The sequence below is a fragment of the Arthrobacter sp. KNU40 genome, assembly GCF_051515115.1.
Classification (GTDB): Bacteria; Actinomycetota; Actinomycetes; order Actinomycetales; family Micrococcaceae; genus Arthrobacter.
Genome location: NZ_CP195850.1, coordinates 3,107,043 through 3,124,846, shown reverse-complemented (window position 1 = coordinate 3,124,846; position 17,804 = coordinate 3,107,043). Strand labels below are relative to the sequence as shown.

At 59.7% G+C, this 17,804-nt stretch carries 18 protein-coding genes and 1 pseudogene; 12 read left to right on the top strand and 7 right to left on the bottom strand.

Annotation, left to right across the window (positions count from 1 at the left end):
- Nucleotides 1-32 precede the first annotated feature (32 nt).
- Complete coding sequence (locus ACSKT0_RS14390; protein ID WP_437770409.1) at nucleotides 33-569, bottom strand: hypothetical protein; 537 nt, start codon at nucleotides 567-569, stop codon at nucleotides 33-35.
- Between the two features lie 281 nt (nucleotides 570-850).
- Between ACSKT0_RS14390 and ACSKT0_RS14385 the strand changes: the two genes are divergently transcribed.
- The 11 genes from ACSKT0_RS14385 to ACSKT0_RS14335 all read left to right on the top strand — a co-directional run bounded on the left by ACSKT0_RS14385 (nucleotide 851) and on the right by ACSKT0_RS14335 (nucleotide 11,668).
- Nucleotides 851-1,237, top strand: coding sequence for a hypothetical protein (locus ACSKT0_RS14385; protein ID WP_437770408.1), 387 nt, complete (start codon nucleotides 851-853; stop codon nucleotides 1,235-1,237).
- A gap of 50 nt (nucleotides 1,238-1,287) precedes the next feature.
- The gene (locus tag ACSKT0_RS14380) at nucleotides 1,288-1,782 is read left to right on the top strand and encodes an MFS transporter (protein ID WP_437770407.1); all 495 of its coding nucleotides are present in this window, start codon (nucleotides 1,288-1,290) and stop codon (nucleotides 1,780-1,782) included.
- A gap of 251 nt (nucleotides 1,783-2,033) precedes the next feature.
- Nucleotides 2,034-2,825 carry a hypothetical protein gene (locus tag ACSKT0_RS14375; RefSeq protein WP_437770406.1) on the top strand — a complete coding sequence of 264 codons (792 nt, stop codon included), beginning with the start codon at nucleotides 2,034-2,036 and terminating at the stop codon, nucleotides 2,823-2,825.
- Nucleotides 2,825-4,000 (top strand): helix-turn-helix domain-containing protein, encoded by a 1,176-nt coding sequence (locus ACSKT0_RS14370; RefSeq protein ID WP_437770405.1) that lies wholly within the window; start codon nucleotides 2,825-2,827, stop codon nucleotides 3,998-4,000. Before ACSKT0_RS14375 ends, ACSKT0_RS14370 begins: the two co-directional genes overlap by 1 nt.
- A 178-nt stretch (nucleotides 4,001-4,178) precedes the next feature.
- Nucleotides 4,179-5,522 (top strand): 3'-5' exonuclease, encoded by a 1,344-nt coding sequence (locus ACSKT0_RS14365; protein WP_437770404.1) that lies wholly within the window; start codon nucleotides 4,179-4,181, stop codon nucleotides 5,520-5,522.
- 2 nt (nucleotides 5,523-5,524) lie between these two features.
- Entirely contained in the window at nucleotides 5,525-6,088 is a 564-nt protein-coding gene (locus ACSKT0_RS14360) for a DarT ssDNA thymidine ADP-ribosyltransferase family protein (RefSeq protein WP_437774110.1), read from the top strand.
- Nucleotides 5,970-6,227, top strand: coding sequence for a hypothetical protein (locus tag ACSKT0_RS14355; protein WP_437770403.1), 258 nt, complete (start codon nucleotides 5,970-5,972; stop codon nucleotides 6,225-6,227). The genes ACSKT0_RS14360 and ACSKT0_RS14355 overlap by 119 nt, the downstream gene beginning before the upstream one ends.
- Nucleotides 6,224-8,155, top strand: coding sequence for an ADP-ribosylglycohydrolase family protein (locus ACSKT0_RS14350; RefSeq protein ID WP_437770402.1), 1,932 nt, complete (start codon nucleotides 6,224-6,226; stop codon nucleotides 8,153-8,155). Before ACSKT0_RS14355 ends, ACSKT0_RS14350 begins: the two co-directional genes overlap by 4 nt.
- A gap of 391 nt (nucleotides 8,156-8,546) precedes the next feature.
- Nucleotides 8,547-8,849, top strand: a complete 303-nt coding sequence (locus ACSKT0_RS14345) for a DUF2188 domain-containing protein (RefSeq protein ID WP_437770401.1) — start codon at nucleotides 8,547-8,549, stop codon at nucleotides 8,847-8,849.
- Between the two features lie 172 nt (nucleotides 8,850-9,021).
- A complete protein-coding gene (locus tag ACSKT0_RS14340) occupies nucleotides 9,022-9,693 on the top strand; it encodes a DUF6338 family protein (RefSeq protein ID WP_437770400.1) in 672 nt (223 codons plus the stop codon).
- 235 nt (nucleotides 9,694-9,928) lie between these two features.
- On the top strand, nucleotides 9,929-11,668 hold the full coding sequence (locus tag ACSKT0_RS14335) for a DUF6119 family protein (protein ID WP_437770399.1): 1,740 nt from the start codon (nucleotides 9,929-9,931) through the stop codon (nucleotides 11,666-11,668).
- Nucleotides 11,669-11,776: 108 nt separating this feature from the next.
- Here the strand turns inward: ACSKT0_RS14335 and ACSKT0_RS14330 are convergent, their stop codons facing one another.
- On the bottom strand, nucleotides 11,777-12,061 hold the full coding sequence (locus ACSKT0_RS14330; protein ID WP_437770398.1) for a hypothetical protein: 285 nt from the start codon (nucleotides 12,059-12,061) through the stop codon (nucleotides 11,777-11,779).
- 197 nt (nucleotides 12,062-12,258) lie between these two features.
- On the opposite strand from ACSKT0_RS14330, the pseudogene ACSKT0_RS14325 reads away from it, so the two are divergent.
- Nucleotides 12,259-12,453 (top strand): annotated as a pseudogene (locus tag ACSKT0_RS14325) (hypothetical protein); the annotation flags it as partial.
- Between the two features lie 208 nt (nucleotides 12,454-12,661).
- Here ACSKT0_RS14325 and ACSKT0_RS14320 read toward each other — a convergent pair.
- From ACSKT0_RS14320 to ACSKT0_RS14300, 5 genes are all read right to left on the bottom strand, one after another.
- Nucleotides 12,662-12,856 carry a YegP family protein gene (locus ACSKT0_RS14320; protein WP_437770397.1) on the bottom strand — a complete coding sequence of 65 codons (195 nt, stop codon included), beginning with the start codon at nucleotides 12,854-12,856 and terminating at the stop codon, nucleotides 12,662-12,664.
- Nucleotides 12,857-13,044: 188 nt separating this feature from the next.
- Nucleotides 13,045-13,791, bottom strand: coding sequence for an ATP-binding protein (locus ACSKT0_RS14315; protein ID WP_275216592.1), 747 nt, complete (start codon nucleotides 13,789-13,791; stop codon nucleotides 13,045-13,047).
- Nucleotides 13,788-15,350 (bottom strand): IS21 family transposase, encoded by a 1,563-nt coding sequence (istA, locus tag ACSKT0_RS14310; protein WP_437770396.1) that lies wholly within the window; start codon nucleotides 15,348-15,350, stop codon nucleotides 13,788-13,790. Before istA ends, ACSKT0_RS14315 begins: the two co-directional genes overlap by 4 nt.
- A gap of 216 nt (nucleotides 15,351-15,566) precedes the next feature.
- Complete coding sequence (locus ACSKT0_RS14305) at nucleotides 15,567-16,304, bottom strand: 5-oxoprolinase subunit PxpA (protein ID WP_437770395.1); 738 nt, start codon at nucleotides 16,302-16,304, stop codon at nucleotides 15,567-15,569.
- Nucleotides 16,301-17,797: an amidase gene (locus tag ACSKT0_RS14300; protein ID WP_437770394.1), complete on the bottom strand. Its 1,497-nt coding sequence runs from the start codon at nucleotides 17,795-17,797 to the stop codon at nucleotides 16,301-16,303. The genes ACSKT0_RS14305 and ACSKT0_RS14300 overlap by 4 nt, the downstream gene beginning before the upstream one ends.
- Between the last annotated feature and the right edge of the window lie 7 nt (nucleotides 17,798-17,804).

The following is a 17,804-nucleotide window of genomic DNA, read 5'->3' as shown; positions in this document are numbered from 1 at the left end:
TTTCATCACTCTCTCCTGGACCGCGATGGTCATCAATCGTCGAGCAGCGAAGGCTGAATATAGGGTGCTACCGGGCTTCGAGTACCGTTGGTCCGGGTGGTGAGCAATCGAAATTTAGCCACGTTGTCCAGTACTGCTTGGGCCAGATCGAGTACGTCAACCAATGATGGGGCTGCGACCAGAAGTAGCTCGGGTCGGTTGGAATCCGAATCGAATCCGCATCCGTTGTGGCGGATCAGGTCTCGCAGAAGTTCGGCGCGGGGCCGGTTGGAGGCGAAATAGACGACCGGATACGGCGCCCAACTCCGGGCGACATGACTGCGGCAGCTAGCTGCCGGGAATATCTTTCCAGCAGAAAGGGCGTACGCCAGAGCCCCCACGCCCAGCTCCAGCCCTCCAAGGTCGCAGTCTTGAGACCCGATAAGGTCATCGATTTGGTCGGCGGGGCGTCCCGACAAACCCGCATCCGCAGCACTCCCGACTTCGAACGCCTCTGCATATTCTTCAAAGGCGTCCGGAACAGTGGCTAGGGCATCTATGAACTCCAACACGCGTCTGTGCGCGGCCAAGTAGGTTCGAGCCTCCTTGACCGTCGTGCCGCGGAGATCAACGACGTCTCGAAAGTTGCCAAATCCTTCTTCATCGATCTCCGAGGGCTTAGGAGTCTTGAACGTCGATCCGGAGGGAAAATCCGATCACAACTCGGTGTGGAAGACGGGGTGCATAGCTAATCGCTATCATGTGGCCGGAGCTGGCGCGGAGACGAATCTCCATAGGCCGGCGAAGCCTGTTGGTGGCAACATGCGCCTGGGTCTCGTCGTTGGTCATGGATGCTGTGACACGATGAAGCATGGCTGCCGAATTGACCGAGTCCCAGAAGTCGCTCCTCGACTTCATTACCGATGCTTACCTGACTTCCAACGATTTCAACGGTGTTCACTACGGCTCCCTTCCGCCGGAACTGACGCCTGAACTTCGGCCGTTGCTGGATGCGATCTCATCTACGCGAATTTCGGTCAGCGTATGGTCAACCCCTACATTCTCGGCCTACCTCCTGAAGCTCAGGGAGTTCACCTTGAAGTCATTGATACGATTGGCCGCCCTCTCACTGAAGCCGTGCTCCTTCCCGACCCCCGCCTGCAGCGAGCCCGGCACGGCGACCGCCTTCGGACCAATGAGATTCGAGTTCTCGACGGTGTCGAACACGTCGTGTGCCGAGCCGGGCCTGGAGGTGTAGGTGGCATCCCGCACCGCCGATGGCACCGTGCTCTGGCCGTCGATGAAGCGGTGGTAGGGTACGGCGCTGACGTCAGCATGATCGCCATCCTCGACCGGCCCGGCCAGGAGAGCGGCATCGGAATCGTGATCGCTTTCTGGTCCGGTGCTTCGTTGATCGGGGGACTGGTCTACGGTGCCATGCACCGCCCGGTCTCGCCGATCCTGCTGCTGCTCGCTGTGTCTGCACTGACTATTCCGATGGCCTTTGCCGGGGACACCTGGTCTCTGGCTGTCCTGTCCGTCCCGTCGGGACTCCTTTACGCACCGGTGATGACAGCCGCGCCCGAAAAAGTGACGAAACTCGTGGACGAAAGCCGCCGCGCCGAGGTGATGGGGTGGTACGCCTCGGCACTTACCCTCGGCGGTGCCTTGGGAGCGCCTTTGGCAGGCATCTTCATCGACACCGTGGGTCCCTGGAGCGGATTCGTCGCAATTGGCGCGATGGGGCTCGCTGTGTGTCTCGGCAGCCTGGCCCTGCAGCGGCGCCGCAGTGCCCGCGCCTAGAGCAGGTGTCAGCGCCCGCGGCCAACGGGATCAGGTCTCGCGACTGGCGTCGCACCAGGCTCGACAGGATGGGAAGAGGCATGTACGACGGGCCGCACCGTCGCTCGCGACCGTTGGTTACGTCGGCACCAAGGTGAGTCATGTGAACGACGAGAAAATGAACGGTGCGACCTTGTGGGCAAAACCACTAACGACTAACTCGTGGTTTCGTCTTGCGCACAATTTACTGGCATCTGATGTAGTCTGTTTCCGTGACGGAGAAAAACAAGATAATCGGGTGTCTTCATGACGCTGGCATCCTGGATGCCATCCGGTGGGCCTACGATTCGGCGCTGAGTCGCACTCTCGCTGATTATTCAGAGGATGCAGGGCATGACGCCACCTTGCTTGGTATTATGCGTCACACCTTGTTTCGGGATCGCCTCGACAGGGTCTACTCGTGCGGGAAGTACCAGGTCCCAGACGATGCTGAGCCGGACAGCGGCTTGGCAGCTCTGTTTGCAGAGCTTCCTGACAAAGACATTGCGACTATGCCACGACTTAATCCGGGCTTTGTACGATCGTCCCCTCTCAACGGGAGCCCGGGCTGGAGGTTTGAGGACTTCAGGCTCCTCATGACTTCCTGCGATTTCGGCAAGACAGAAAGTCTGCCGTGGGGTGAAAAGAGTGAGACCAAGCAGCGCGTGGCTAAGCAGCAACCCTGGGCTGGACACCCCTCGCTCTTCGACGACACAAACCTGCTCGATGGTGACTGGACACTTCCATATGCCGGGCAGCTACTCGACCTCGAGACTTTCGTCGTCGCACACACTCTCGACGCGGTGAGTCAGAAATCTGAACTCATCATCGGAAGTCCCCGACTTAACCTCGACGGTGGTGAGGCGTGGCACTGGCGCAAAAACCTCGATCAGATGCCTCCCAGCACGGGTGGACGTCGCTTTGATCAACCGCACGCACCAGCGCCCGATACAGAGACTGCGGATGCGCCAGTGCGTCTCCGGAGGGCTGTCTCTGAGGAAACGAAACGGGCGGACGCTGAGTAGTGGCAACTGGTGTTACGGCGGCAGACGCAGCCGCATTATTTGCCGGATATCGGCTGAGGCTTGCTCGCCAACTGGCCGGGATGCGCAAGAGCGATCTTGCCCAGCTTCTTGGCAAGAGCGCGACGGCACTGTCCGGCTGGGAAGCTGAAACCAAACGTCCTTCGCCGGCAACGGTCGCCGAATTGGCCTTGTCGCTGGGCGTGGATCCCGGATTTTTTATGGTTGGCCGTGATCAACCAGCGCTGGCGGCTACCCCACATTTCCGGTCCCTTCGATCGACCACGCAAATCGCACGAGATCAAGCGACGGCGTATGGCCAGCTAGCTGTCGATGTCGCCGCTGCCATGGAACGGCATGTCGAATTCCCGGACGTCGCCATTCCGCATTTTCCGGTCCCACCGGATGACACTGACGGAGTCGAGCCTGAGGATGCAGCCCGGTTCGTGCGTAAGCAGTGGGGGCTTGCGACCGGACCGGTCGGCCATTTGGTTCGACTGCTGGAGAACCACGGAGTCGTAGTGGTTTTCAGCCCACCTGGCGCCGTGTCGGTTGACGCGTACTCTTTCGAGGGTTCAGGTAGGCCAGTGGTCATTCTCAACCCCTTCAAACAGGACTACTACAGGCAACGTTTCGATGTCGCGCACGAGCTTGGCCACCTCATTATGCATCAGGATGCTGAACCGGGTGGAAGAACAGTTGAGGATCAGGCTAACCGGTTCGCAGCTGAGTTCCTCATGCCGGAATCTGACATTCGGGGGTCGCTGCCGAAGACTATGAGCAGGTCGGTTTGGACTTCGATCGGCCAGCTCAAGGAGCGGTTTGGTGTGAGTATGCAGGCGATTCTTTTCCGTGCTCGACGCCTGGGTGAACTGAGCGATGTGTCGTACAGGAATGCGATGATGACAGTTTCAGCGCGTGGTTGGAGACGAAGCGAACCGGGCCTGGTTGATAGCGTTGAGCAGCCATCCATGCTTCCGCGAGCGGTGGAAATACTCGATGAAGCCGGTATATCCGAGTTGGAACTTATAAGTCAAAGTCGTGTGCCAGTTGAGCTATTTCGACAAGTGGTGTCGCGTTTTCCGACGGACCCGCATTTCAGCGATGCTTCCGTGGAGGCAGGATCGCACCTGGCTCCAGTTGTGTCGTTGATGGACGCCGGTAGGGGCGGTGCCTGACTGTGACCTGTTCGACGCAAAAGGGTTCATCCTGGCGGTCGCTTGAAATTGGGACGATGCCGAGCGTCATTAGTGGGTTGCTGCTGGGCCATGGTGGAACGGCATGACTCCACTTCCCACACCTAGGGGCAGACAGTCCCACGTCGTTCATCTGTCCTCCGACCGACATAATGTCGTATTGGGCACGGCAGGAACTGGTAAGTCGACAATGGCCATGCTGCGGGCCGTGCATCTTGCACGACCCTCAACAGTGAACTTTGGGCCGGTCTTGGTTGTCACCTACAACAACACGCTGGTCAAATACCTCCGCTTTCTTGGCCCCGAAGCCCGTAATAACATCACCATTGAAACCTATTCTCGGTTCGCCCGCGGCTACCTCGCGCACAGGGGCTCTATGCCGGATAACGCCATTGCTGGACCCAACGCGGTCCGTGAATTTGTCGAATCGGCGTTGGATGCGGTTTCCCGGGATTGGTCATCCCGTTCCGCGGATCCCGGTTCGGTGGCGGCGCGACATTCGGACTGGTTTACGGACGAACTACATTGGATTAGCGGCATGGGTCTTGCTACGGAAGACGACTATCAGAGCGTAGACCGGGTGGGACGGCAGACACCGCTCCAAACTGGTAAACCGAGAGCCTTCGTCTGGGCCGTTCGATCCGAATATGTCCGTCTCAAGGCTGCGGCTGGCTTGGTGTATGACTGGTATGACATGGCGTCAAGTGCCCGGCAAAGCCTAGCGACTGATACCAGCGAGCGGCGCTACCGTCACATCATCATCGACGAAGGTCAGGACCTTTCGCCGGAGGCCATCCGGTCACTCACTGCTGCGGTGCAGCCAGGCGGGTCGTTGACGTTCTTCGGTGATTATCATCAGGCCATCTACGGCCAGGGACTTTCGTGGCGCAGTTCCGGAATCAGACTTGGTGGGCGACCGATTGAGCGTTTTGTGGACAATTATCGCAATACGGCTCAAGTGGCCAGGGTTGCCATTGCGATGGCGCGGTCGAGCTACATGAGCTCAGGCGACGTGGACTTGGTTGAACCTGTGCAACCCACGGCCGCGGGACCTAAGCCAGCACTGTCGCGTTATGCGGACCCAAGGGCGGAGGCGGCGGCCATCCGTGACCTGGCGATGGAGCTTGGGAAAGACCAGACAGTCGGGATATTGGTGAGAACGCGGGCAGATGTAGCCACTGTCAGTAGAAACTTGCCACACCGATTGTTAGATGCCAATATGCGCAGATGGGACGAAACCCCCGGCGTCTACCTAGGGACTTATCATTCGGCCAAAGGTCTGGAGTTTGACACGGTTATCATGCCGTTCCTCAACGATAATTCGGTTCCGTACCCGGACGTCCTTCGAGCATTCGCTGAGGACGAGGCGTGCTTCCGCGAAGCCAAGCTTCTTTATGTGAGTATTACTAGGGCGCGTGCCGGTTTGATTTTGACGCACACTGGCAAGCTCAGTCGGCTCCTGCCCGAGAATGCCGGCCTTTGGAGCGAAAGGGACCTTACGTGATAGTGAGTGTGGTCGAAGCGTTGGAGCAGGTGCCGGCAACCCGCCTTATCCATTTTGCACCCGCTACGAATGTCACAGGGATCTTTACCGACAACGCCATTCGGACGAGCCAGGATCTCGTCGAAAATGCGCCGCAGCAATTTTCGCCCACTGATGAATTGCGGCTGGATGCCAGAAACAATCACGTGTGTTGTTCGTTCGAGTATCCGAATGCCTACTATCAGGCCATAGCCAGAGACAAATCCGCCTTTAGAAACTATCCAGACTGGGTGGCGTTTGTTCTGGACCTCGACTTGGTACTGAGGCCGGGAACACTCTTCTCCCCGTGCAATGCAGCCAAGGGAGGCGGTGCCTTCTTGACGCAGGGGGGGAGCGGGGCTGCTGGCCTGCTGGTCGGACCCTTCTTATCCGGGCGGGTATACAAGGTCGCCGGCTCATACGAGTTCGGTGCCGACCGACCTGCAGAGCGAGGTCTTGATTCCGGGTCTTGTTCCATTGTCAGCAGTGACTGCCATAGTTACTGCAACTCCCGAGAAGGCGCGAGAGTTATTTGTACTGCTGCATGATTTTGGTCTGAATCCTGGACGGATGGAATGGCGCTACGCACCATTGTTTTTCGACAAGTGGAGACTTGCTAACGCGCTGCACACCGGGGGAGAGATCCCAGAGACCCAGTGGACACCATCCCTTGAGGACCTAGAATGACATCGACACGCTACCTTCTAAATCCCGATCGTGCTGTAGGAATGTTCCTTGGCGCCGCTGCTGGAGACGCACTTGGCTGGCCGCAGGAAGACCGGAGCCAGATAGTGGGTGGCAATGCCGCCAGGCAGGTGGAGCCTAGAGCTTCCTACCGCTCGTGGTCGCGGAACGGGGGAACGCAGTTTTCCCGTTATCTCGATCCGGTGGACTCGGGGCAATATAGCGACGACACGCAGTTGATGTTGTCCGTAGCGCGTTCATCGTTTGCTGGCTCGGATTGGTATGAGTGGTTTACTCGGATTGAACTCCCGCAGTGGCCGCTGTACCAGCGTGGTGGTGGCGGTGCAGTCCTGCGTGCCTCGAGAGCATGGGCCGAGGGAAGGCCGCCATGGAGGATTGCTCGCGCAAGCGATGAGAGCAAGGTCGCTTCGTACTTCAATGCTGGAGCCAATGGCGTGGCAATGCGTATTGCGCCTCATGTACTCGCGATATCCGATGCCAATACCGACGTCCTTCTCAGGCGTGTGGTGAAGGATGGGGTGGCTACTCACGGACACCCCAGGGCCCTCCTTGGCGCTGCCGTTCACGCCCTTACACTCCGATACGCCCTGAGGCAGTCGTCTACGTTGGAATACGGCGAGCTGCTGCACGCGATTATCGAGGAGAGGTCTTGGCGGAACCCAGGTATCCTCATGGATTCAGTTCAAGACGATTGGCATGACGCCTCGAAGCAGTTTGATACGGAACTTTCACGGCGGGGGCCCGGCTACCTGTGGGAGGCAACAGCCGATGAAATGGACTCCCTCCTTCAGATAGCAGCAGATGGATTGTCCCGTGGCCCCATGGCCAACGATCAGCAGACCTTAACGGAACTCGGTTGCTTTGACAAGCGACAAAGCGGATCGGGGACTGTCGCTGCCATAGCAGCCATGTACATTGCCGCGCGAACGGCCTCACGCCCAATGAGCGGTTTGCTCCGCGCTGGCTTTCTCAAGGATGCCGACACCGACACACTCTGCTCGATGACAGGATCTATCTTGGGAGCCTTGCACGGTTCTTCTTGGCTGGGGGAGCTCGGCGCAAACGTTCAAGACCGGAGTCACATAGTCGGCACAGCGCTTCGGATGGCGGATATGGCCAATGGGGATTACCCCGATAAGGGATATTCGCCACTCCAGCCAACCCACATTAGCTCGGCGGCTCTTCGGAACTGGACGACGAAGCTTTTTGCAGACGGCCATGTAGATTCCCTGCCAGATGGCCGACAGGTTCATATCCGCGACATAGTTGAACTGCAGGCTAGGTCGCGCAGCTTCGTGACTAGGGCGACTTTGGTAACGGGCGATGAACAGACACTTCTCGTTGACCGTGTCGCGAAGCAGCCTATCGAAGGGGGCAGTGCCAGTGAGGTGCGCCGGCCGAATTCGAGCGAGGCCTCCGACCGCCTACCTGAAGCACAAAAGCGCACTGATGCGTCATCTCGAGACGCACCGGTCGCAGTTCTCCGAACAGAACTCGCAGTTCCGGACCTTCCGGAAGCGGCGTCATTCTTCACGGAAATAGTCGGCGTTCAAGTGACGTTTGCTTCGCGCCGTGTTGGAATTAGCGAGAACGTATGGCTGTGCGAAGCCAGTCCTAGCCGAGAGCCAGGACCACACTCTGGCGTCTCCTTGACGATCGTCGTAGCCAGTCTTAGAGAGGTTGAAGCCCGTGCGACCCAACATGGAAACACCCGATTTGCGTGGTCACCAGACAAACGTTCGTTGTGGCTTGTAGGCCCAGGAGACATGCGTATTCGACTTCTCGAGACTTCTGTTGCGAATGCGGGTCGAGCTGTTTCTGCTGAGCCGAACTCCCTAGCCGACAAGCGAGAGTCGATTTCCGGGCCGACGTCTACTCGCTATCCGAACCTTTTTGAGATGGACGTCTAGTGCTGAATTGAAAGGTCGGTCTCCAAGGCACGCTCTCTTTGCTTGTTGGCTGCACGGGAGAACTCCGGCAGACATCAGTCTGCTTGGCGCAAGGAAACCCTTGTCATCGACGTAGGGGCAATGAACGCATTTCTGGCCGATAACAGGGTGGCCGTGTTCAATCACGTCTTCGATGACGAGGATGCTTATTCGTTGGATTAGCCCTATTGGGTGTGTTTGTGGGCTTGTGCGATGCCGGGCAATGAGGCGGCAGCCCGCCCAGAGCGACATCAAGACCCGATTTCGCTAACACCGAGTCGCGTTGCACGCGGTGACGCTACCCCCAGCCGTAACGTATCGGGACACCAGTGTCGGTGCTTCCTGCTACTCTCGGCTCAGCGACCGACAGCCCGTGGCACTCAAGGTATCCAGGACGGAGAAAATGATGGCTGATCAGAACCGACGCCACGTTGTGCCAAAGCCCAAAGGTGGCTGGGACGTGAAAGGCAGCGATGCCCACCGCGCGAGTGCTCATGCCGACACACAAGCAGCCGCGATCGCCCGGGCGCGAGAGATCGTTGGCAACCTTGGCGGGGGCGAAGTAACAATCCACAACAAAGAAGGCAAAATCCGGGATAGTGACACGGTCGCGCCGGGCAACGACCCCAACCCAGTAAGTAAAGACCGCTCCAAGCTAGAAAAGGCACATACGTGACAGATAAAAATGAATCTCAGCAGACGCCGGACACGCGCACACTTCAGCACTCTGAGTCCCGAAAGTCCTTTGACACTTTGATCAGTGCGAAGCCTTCCGTCTCCTCGCAGTCCCTCCAATCGTTGATTAGTCCGCCGTCGGCGCAACAGGCCACAGGGGCCGCGAAAAAGTAATGCCTTCGTCATGGACAGCGCTTCTGCTGTTTCTGCTGTTTGTGGTGCCTGGGCTGGCCTTTGATGCATTTAGCCAGCGCCGGCGCCCCAACGCAGATGAATCAGTATTCCGCGAAGCCAGCCGTGTCGTGCAGGCCTCAGTATGGCTCACCGCCCCAGGGTTGGGACTTGCGGTGGTCATGTTTTTGGCAGTCTCGGGCGGCCAGTTGCCTCGCTTGGGCAAGATCATCGGCGGTGAAGGTCTCTACCTGGAACAAAATGACTGGCAGCTGCTGCTAGCCATTGTCGCCTATCTCATCGGAAGCGTCGGGGCTGCCTTTGCTGTAGACCTACTGCTCCGGTGGAAGCAGGGCGCCACGCTGACATCTACTCAGTCACAGTGGCGTCAGGCCTTCAGGGATGACCGTCCGGCAGGGTCTCAAACATTTGTTCGCATCACTATGGTGTCTGGCGAAAGGTGGGCGGGCCTTGTGGCGCACTATTCCGCGGATCTCGAGGTCGGCGGCCGTGAACTGGTCCTCCGGGAGCCTATCTTGGGAGCGGAATCTAGTACTGCCGACCTTTTGGTGATCGAGAGTCTGGGCGCTTTGATCCTGAAGGGCGATAATATCGACGCCATCCAAGTTTTTTATCCGCCGCAAACTGATGCAGGCTCGGAAGAGCAGCATTGAGGAGCCGGTGCTTGAAAACATAGGAATGCCAGACAAAGCGTCGACGAGCGCGCTGCGCGCCTGGGGCACCTGAACTAGGCCTATGGATGGTCGCCATTGGCACGGCGCGGAGGACTGCCGCGATGGCTCTGACTACGGCAGGGTCTTCCATTCACGGCTGTCTTGACCGTTGTGTTGGTACAATATGTCCACTTGTTGGGGGAATGGCTTCAGGCCATGTGGAAGGGCGAATGCTTTGGCAGCTAAGACGGGCATCACTCCACCGATCTACAAGATCGATGCGGATGCAGCAAACGAGTTTTTCGGAGGAGCCTTCTCGGCGAAGGACTTGCCGGCCAAGCTGATCGACCGGTACAACAAAGACAAGGGCATCGAAACGTATGCCATAGAAGGCACCGCCGAGATTGATGGATGCAGTCTGCAGCTGTACCGCAACGTAAAGACGCGTCCCAGTACGAGTAGCTGGGTTAAGTTTTTCGACGGATCGGGCATTGAACTCGAAGAGATTCAGAACCAAATGCAGCACCTGGTTTGCTTCGTAGTGGTCGATGATGAGCTCTACGCCTACACGGCTGGTCAGTCATCAGTCTCCTTCGAGCGTTTTATCGATATCTCGTTCCCTATCGAGGTCGGACGGAGAGTGGCGAAAGCAGAGATAAAGGGAGCGAAATCGAGCCAGATTACGGGAAGTACGCTGGCAAGTGATGTTCATTTTCGCGATCCACGTCGCATCACCTACGCGGAGTCGCTGGATAATGTATGGATGGCTCTCAGTGGTCAGCTCCAAAACTCGGTGCTCGTTGAGAAAGCACTCAAAGACGTATTCGGCGCGAAGTCCAAAATTCGCCTGGACGTTACGAGCGCCATTAGGCTTGGACCGCGCATTGAGTCGCCTCAAAAACTGATCGACCTCATCCGCTGGATGGCTGCCAAAGCCGATGAAGCTCTTCCCGACGACGACCCGTGGGCTGGGCTTGATGCCATCAAGGTCTTGAACCCAAGAAAAAAGAAGGACCTGATCGAAAAACTCAGGAAAAATCTAGCGGATCGTATCTTCGTGAAGAGGGACTGGTCCAACATCACGGTCGCCCACATCGATGCTTCCCTATACGACAACGCAACGTTCTACGCTGTCTCTCAGGGTGACGCAGTCCTCTACGAAGAGGACACGCAACCTGAATTGTCCGACATCGTTGGCAGCATGACGGTGGATACCGTCAACCTGCTAAGCAACTTCTCGTCGGTGATAATCCAGACCGAAAATGCGGACTACTTTGACGGCGTCTCTACTACGGGGCCGCTCATAAGCCATCTTCACGGCGAGATCCGTCATGGCGGCAAGACCTACTTCCTTCTGGCCGGCAAGTGGTACGAAGTGGATGCTACCTACATCGAGCAGATAACCAAGGATTTTCTTGAAACTCTGACGTCCATTGACTTGGACGCTGCAGCTGTTGGCTTGAGAGATTGGAAGCACGCTAGTTCAGAGGGGGAGTATAACGAGACTGCGAGCACGGCCCGGGTCTTTATTAACGGCGACAAAGTCCTGACTGACAATATCGAACTCTTTGATGGTCTGGTTTCAGACGGGACGACGACGTACATCGTGCACGTGAAGCGGAACTTTGACGTGAAGGTTCGCGATGTGCGATCCCAAGTCATTAACTCGGCCCAGATTATCGAAAATGATCTTCGCGTCGGAACGATGGCTAAGCTCCGGCAACACCATGAGCGACTGGTGCGTCGAAAACGCACGAGTCTCTCCGAGGATGACTTCTTGAAACTGTTCGAGAATCCCCGAGTGTACGTCGTTGCTTACGGCAGTGACATCAAGGTAGACGCGTCCACGATCAAGCGTTTCGGCTCCAGTGTCGCCCGCATGGAGGTCGTTTCGCTGAATAATCAATTCCGACAAATCAGCAGCGCGGAGTCTCAAGCCAAGCTGCGAGTCTCTTGGGTCAAGATTGTCAAATAGAAGACCACGTTGCGCCATCATCCATTTGGCGCCCAGGCGCTCATGACTTTGATTGACCATTTTGGGTTTTCCGGCGTCCACGAAACGTATACTTGTCCGAGGCGCTAGCTACTTTGCTATCCGGTGGTCGTACGAACTCCGCATCGCTACGCTCATCTCAACCAGGCGTGACCGCACTGTATGCGCAGTCACGCCCATCCGTTTGCCGATCGTCGCCAAGGAATCGCCTTGCTGGTCGAGCCTGACCGCTTCGGCGATCTGCTGCTCGTCCAGTCCAGCTGGGCGTGGCGCAATGCCATGTCGACGTAGGTGCTTACTGACACTGCCACGATGGATACCGTAGGTCTTCGCTAGCTCTGCCACTGGCACACCACCCAGGTAGGCCCCTGCCATCTCCGCAGTCTGGTCAGCACTCAGCTGGGTGAAGCGGCGGGGGATAGGCTGTTCTTTCCGTACCACCAGAGGCCTGGTGTGGATCTTGTCTATCAAGGAACGAAGTTTGACCGACTGGCTACTTTGTTTCGAATAAGCTTGCAGGACGCCCCGATGTCCGCGGCCACGGCGCCGGAACTGGACGCTCCGACCACTGGTTCATAGGCGAGCTCTTCCTCGCTTATGAGGAACCTGTTCGCACTGCCGAATCCGGACTGGTTCTGATGATCTACACCGCCGAACCCGGAACCCTCTCCGCAGAGCGTGTTCAACTCCGGGCCTCCCGGTGGGCGGAGCAGACTGCGAATTCGGCACCGCAGCGGGGCCCCAGTGGGGCGTGGTTCAGCCGTTGACCTGCGCCCAATGGGGTTGGGTACACCCATGCCCACAGAGAACAGCTCGCGTACCAAATGGAGTCGGCGCGAACACCTTGCGAGACGCCTGGGCATACCTGGAAAACAGGGCATCATCGCCGCTGGCATGGAGGCGGCACTTTCGTCCGCTGATTCCGTAGCACCCTGGCCATAACAGTGCTTGAGCGCTTCACGCGCGGGTTTATTGTCAAGTCTCGAAAGACATCGGAAGGACGATGGTATTTGTTGTGGCGGCTATTGACCTCATGGACTGAATGCCTTCGTAGGCTTGGTTTTTTGAATCGAATGCGACGCTGCTGGCGAGGATTTCTCCCTCTTTGGACCGGAGGTGAAATCGGTGTTTTCCCGACTCGTCCTGGAACAGCTCAAATTGTCCTGCCACGTATTTCTTCCTTCGTTTGGCGGGCCGGATCAGCCGCTTCGGGACGCATGGTTGATCCGCCCTGTACCGGGTGCGTGAGTATTTGAAGGTTTGGAAGCCATTCGATATTGCCTTTCGGGGCCATTGATATTGCCGGTGGGGGCCAGCGGCCGAGGTTGTGGGGGCCACGGGCCCCCACCGACGTTTTCTTACTGCTTCATGGTGGCGTGTTGGCGCATGTTGTGGTTGCCGGTATCGACCCAGATGGTGTTGTGCACGATGCGGTCCATGATCGCATCGGCGTGGACCCCGGAGCCGAGCCGCTGGTGCCAGTCTTTCTTGGCGTACTGGGTGCAGAACACGGTTGATGCCGTGTCGTACCGGCGCTCCAGCAGTTCCAGCAGCATGCTGCGCATGCCCTCGTCGGGGTGGTCGAGAAGCCATTCGTCGATCACGAGGAGGGTGAAGGCCGCGTACTTGTTCAGGAATTTGGTTTGTCCCTGTGGTTTGTCCTTGGCCAGGGCCCAGGCTTCCTCGAGGTCGGGCATGCGGACGTAGTGGGCCCGGATCCGGTGCTGGCAGGCCTGCTTGGCCAGAGCGCACCCCAGGTAGGACTTCCCGGATCCGGTGAATCCCTGAAACACGACGTTCTGCTGCCGTTCGATGAACGAACACGTGCCGAGCTGGGCGATCACGTTCCGGTCCAGACCACGCTCGTCCACCAGGTCGAGCCGTCGCAGGTCCGCGCCGGGGTAGCGCAGCCCGGCGCGCCGGATCAGTCCCTCGACCTTGGCGTGGTTGAACCCGGAGTGGGCCTCGTCGACGACCAGGCGGAGCCGTTCCTCGAAGGCCATGCCGAGCACGAGCGTCTCGTCCTGGGCCTCGAGCGCCTCCAGCATCGGGGCGGCACCCATCTCGCGGAGCTTGCGTTTGGTTTCGATATCGATCCCGCTCACTTGGCACCGCCTGCGTAGTATTCGGCGCCGCGGACGTATCCGCCGTGTTCGGCCGGTTCATCCCGTGGTGGCCTGAGTCCGGCGGCTTTGTCCTGCTCTGTGGCCAGGATCGGCTGCAGATGCGCATACCGCGGGGACCGCACACGCCCTGCCAACGCAAGCCGGCAGGCTGCCTCGAGGCGTTCGGTCGAGTAGCGCCGGGAGAGCCGTAACACGGCCAGTGCCGCGTCCAGGCCCTGCTCGTCGACCCGGACGGACTCGAAGATCCGGTTGACCACGGTCACCGCTGCCGGGCCGATCCGTCCGGCCCACTCCCGCACCCGGGGCGGGTCCCACTGCCGGTACTTCTCGCCGGCGGGCAGGTCGGCGTCGTTGGTGCGGTACTCGTTGGCCGCGCCCTCGGGCAGCAGCAGGTGGCTGGTCAGCCGTTCGGTGCCCCGGTAGGCCTGGATCACCCGGTCGGTGATCCGCAGGTCCACCGTGGTGCCGATATTGGCAAAGGGCACCGAGTAGTAGTTCCTCTCCCAGACCACGTGCCCGTTCCGGCCCACCCGGCGTCCGTATGCCCATCTGCTGATCTCGTAGGCCGCCGCCGGCAACCCCGTCAGCAGCGGCTGCTCCTCGGCTGCGAACACGCTGGCCCTGGACCCGGGCCGCTTCTGGAACGGCTCCGCATTGTAGGCCGCCACCCGCTCGATGATGGCGGCCCGGAGCTCCGGCAACGAGGTGAATTGCCGCTGGCGCAGCCCGGCGATGATCCAGGTAGCCACGTGGGCGACCGTGTTTTCCACGCTGGCCTTATCCTTCGGTGCCCTGACACGTCCGGGCAGCACCGCCGCCGAATAGTGCGCCGCCATCTCGCGGTAAGCGTCGTTGAGTACGACCTCGCCCTCGCGGGGATGCTTGATGACCCCGGTCTTCAGATTGTCCGGCACGATCCGCGGCACCGAACCGGTGAACGCCTCGAACATCGCCACGTGGGCCCGCAACCAGGTGTCCTGCTTCATGTCCAGGGCGGGTTCGACGAACGCATACCGGCTGAAAGGCAGGCATGCCACGAACAGATACACGGTCCTGGCCTTGCCCGTGACCGGATCGGCCAACTGCATCGTGGGCCCCGACCAGTCGACCTCCACCGTCTGCCCGGCCTTGTGCCCGACCCGGGATGCCGCCCCCGTTACCAACACATGCCGCTGGTAGGTCCTGCAGAACCGGTCATAACCCATCATCGGCTCACCGGCAGCGGCGCATGAATCGGCGTACTCGCCATGCAGCAGCTTCAGCGTCACCCCCACCCGGGCCATCTCCCGGTGGACCTGGTCCCAGTCCGGCTGCGCGAACACGCTTTGATGCTCACCGCGGCCCGGGAACAACCGGGCATACACCTCGCGATCCGAGCTGTCGGCGATATCATCCCAAACCACACCGGCCGCATCGGCAGCCTCCAGCACCGCCGTGATGCTCTTCCGCGACATTCCCTGCGATGCCGCGATCGCCCGGCCCGACAGGCCTTCGGCGCGCAACCGCAACACGAGCTTCGCTCTGATCTTCCGTACCATTGATGATTACTCCTTCCGCCGTGCGCCCTATACACACGACGGAAGGAGCCTAAACTTGGTGGCCCCCAAGCACGCCACTACCGGCACCCAAGACCGCTACTGCGCGCTCTGCCCACCGGCCCCCAAACACACGAAAGATGGACCCCAACAGCGCGAATATTCAGGTGCGCGCTGGTTGAGCGGGCACCCGGCTTTGTCGGGCTTGGTGGGCGCGGCTCAGTTGTTGAGGGCGTCCTGGACTGCGGTTGCCAGTTCGACGGAATTTGTCTGGTCGGAGTGGATACAGATGGTGTCCGCCTTGACGGTGACGGTTTCACCCGTCACCGAAGCTATCGTTCCCTCCTTCAGGTATCTGTGGGTGCGTTGAACGGCTTGTGCAATCCCGGATTCATGGCTTGAGCGGTTGACGATGACGGTGCCGTCGGCGTTGTAGTCAAGGTCCACGTACAGTTCGCCGATGAACGGGATTCCCCGGCGTGCCGCCGTTGTTTCGTGGCAGGTTCCCGGGAGTCCATAGACCGGCACGTTGAATTGCTCCGCGACGTCGCAGAGGGCGTCCATGAGTTCATCGCTTCTGGAGAGCATGGCGAACAGGGCTCCGTGCGGCTTGATGTGGTTCAGGGGTACGCCTGCGGCGTCGAGGAATCCCCACAGGGCGCCGACCTGGTACCGGACCAAGTCGCGGACTTCGTCTTTTCGCAGAACCATTTCGCGTCGTCCGAAGCCGACGGGGTCCGGCAGCCCTGGGTGGGCGCCGATGCGGACACCGGCGGAGGCGGCCGCGCTGACGATGCGGTTCATGGTGCTGGGATCTCCTGCATGCATGCCGCAGGCGACGTTGATGGAGTCGACGAGGGGCAGCAGGGCTTCGTCGTTTCCGAAGGAGTGGATTCCGTAGGACTCGCCCATGTCCGAGTTGAGTGTGAGCTGGGGGATCAAGGTCTTGTCTTTCACGCTTTCACCTGGGACAGGTTGGGTGCCTTGCGTGCCGCGGTGGCCTTCTCGACCCCGTGTGCCAGTCCGAGCAGTTGCGGTTCGGAGTATGGCAGCGCCATGATTTCCAGTCCGACGGGCAGTCCTTCGCTGGTGAATCCGGCGGGAACGGTGATGGCTGGGAACAATAGCTGGGATGCGATGACGGTGTTGGTCGGGTAGGTCAGGCATGTCCAGCGGTCGGCGAAAATGTCTTCGTGGCTCGGGGCTGCGAGTTTGACGTCGGGAAAACAGATGGCGTCAAGCTTCTGTTCCGCCATGATTCCTGCCACCAGGCGCTGGAAGTCGCCCTGGAGGGCAACCCGGTCCGGGTACGTGGGATCTTCCTTCGCCGTAGCCGGGCCTGTCGCAATCCCGACGAACAAATCCAGCTTCTCGTGGAACTTGCCCTCCGCGTGAAGTTGTTCGATCGAATCGATGCCAAGCTCCGGCCGTTTGGCGATGAAGGCGTTCATGTCCTGCCGTGACCGTGAGAAGTACACCGAGGTGTCGGCGACGTAGTCGTTCAGGTTCGGTACCTCCACATCGACGAGCTGGGCGCCAGCCGCTTCCACCTTGGCCAGGGCCTGGCGGATGACGTCGTTGACCGCGGCCGATTCGGCGTCGGAATCCGGACCGAAGGCCTGGCGCAGGACACCGATGCGTTTGCCGGCGAGCCCGTCCTTGGCCACGGCTTCGGCATAGGTGCCGGAGTGCCGGGCAATGGCATAAGCCGCGGTGTAGGGGTCTTTCGGGTCGAAGCCGACCAGTGCATCCAAGACGACGGCGGCATCCGTGACGGTTCGGGTGATCGGCCCGGCCGTGTCCTGCGGGACAACGAGGGAGGACATCCCCGTCCGGCTGATCAGCCCCGGGGTGACGCGGAGTCCGACGACGTTGCAGAAGGAACAAGGCAGTCGGATGGACCCGCCGGTGTCTTCGCCGATGCCCACGAGGGCGAGGTTGGCGGCGACGGCGGCTGCGGAGCCGCTGCTGGATCCGCCCGGGTCGCGGGCCAGGTCGTAGGGGTTGCGGGTGATTCCGCTGCGCGAGGAGGTGGAGAACCAGGAGGTGGCGAAGTCCGGCATGGTGGTCTTGGCGAGGATGATCGCGCCAGCTGTGCGCAGTTGGGCAATCGCGGTCGCGTCCTGGGCGGCTGTGTAGGCGCCGGTTGCGGCGCTGCCGAAGCTTGTGGGTATTCCGGCGGTTTCGATCTGGTCTTTGACTACGACCGGAACCCCGTGCAGTGGTCCGGAGAGTGTGCCGTTCGCAGCGAGGTAGGCGTCCTGCGCGTCGGCTTCCTCGAGTGCGGTGCCGGAGACGGTAACGATGGAGTTCAGTGCTGGTCCCTCGGCGTCGAGGGTGCGGATGCGTTCCAGATACGCCTCGACGAGTTCCCGCACGGTGAAGGTTCCTGCGAGGAGTGCATCGTGGACCTGGGTGATGGTCAGTTCTTCGACGGTTGTGATGGTCATCGTGATT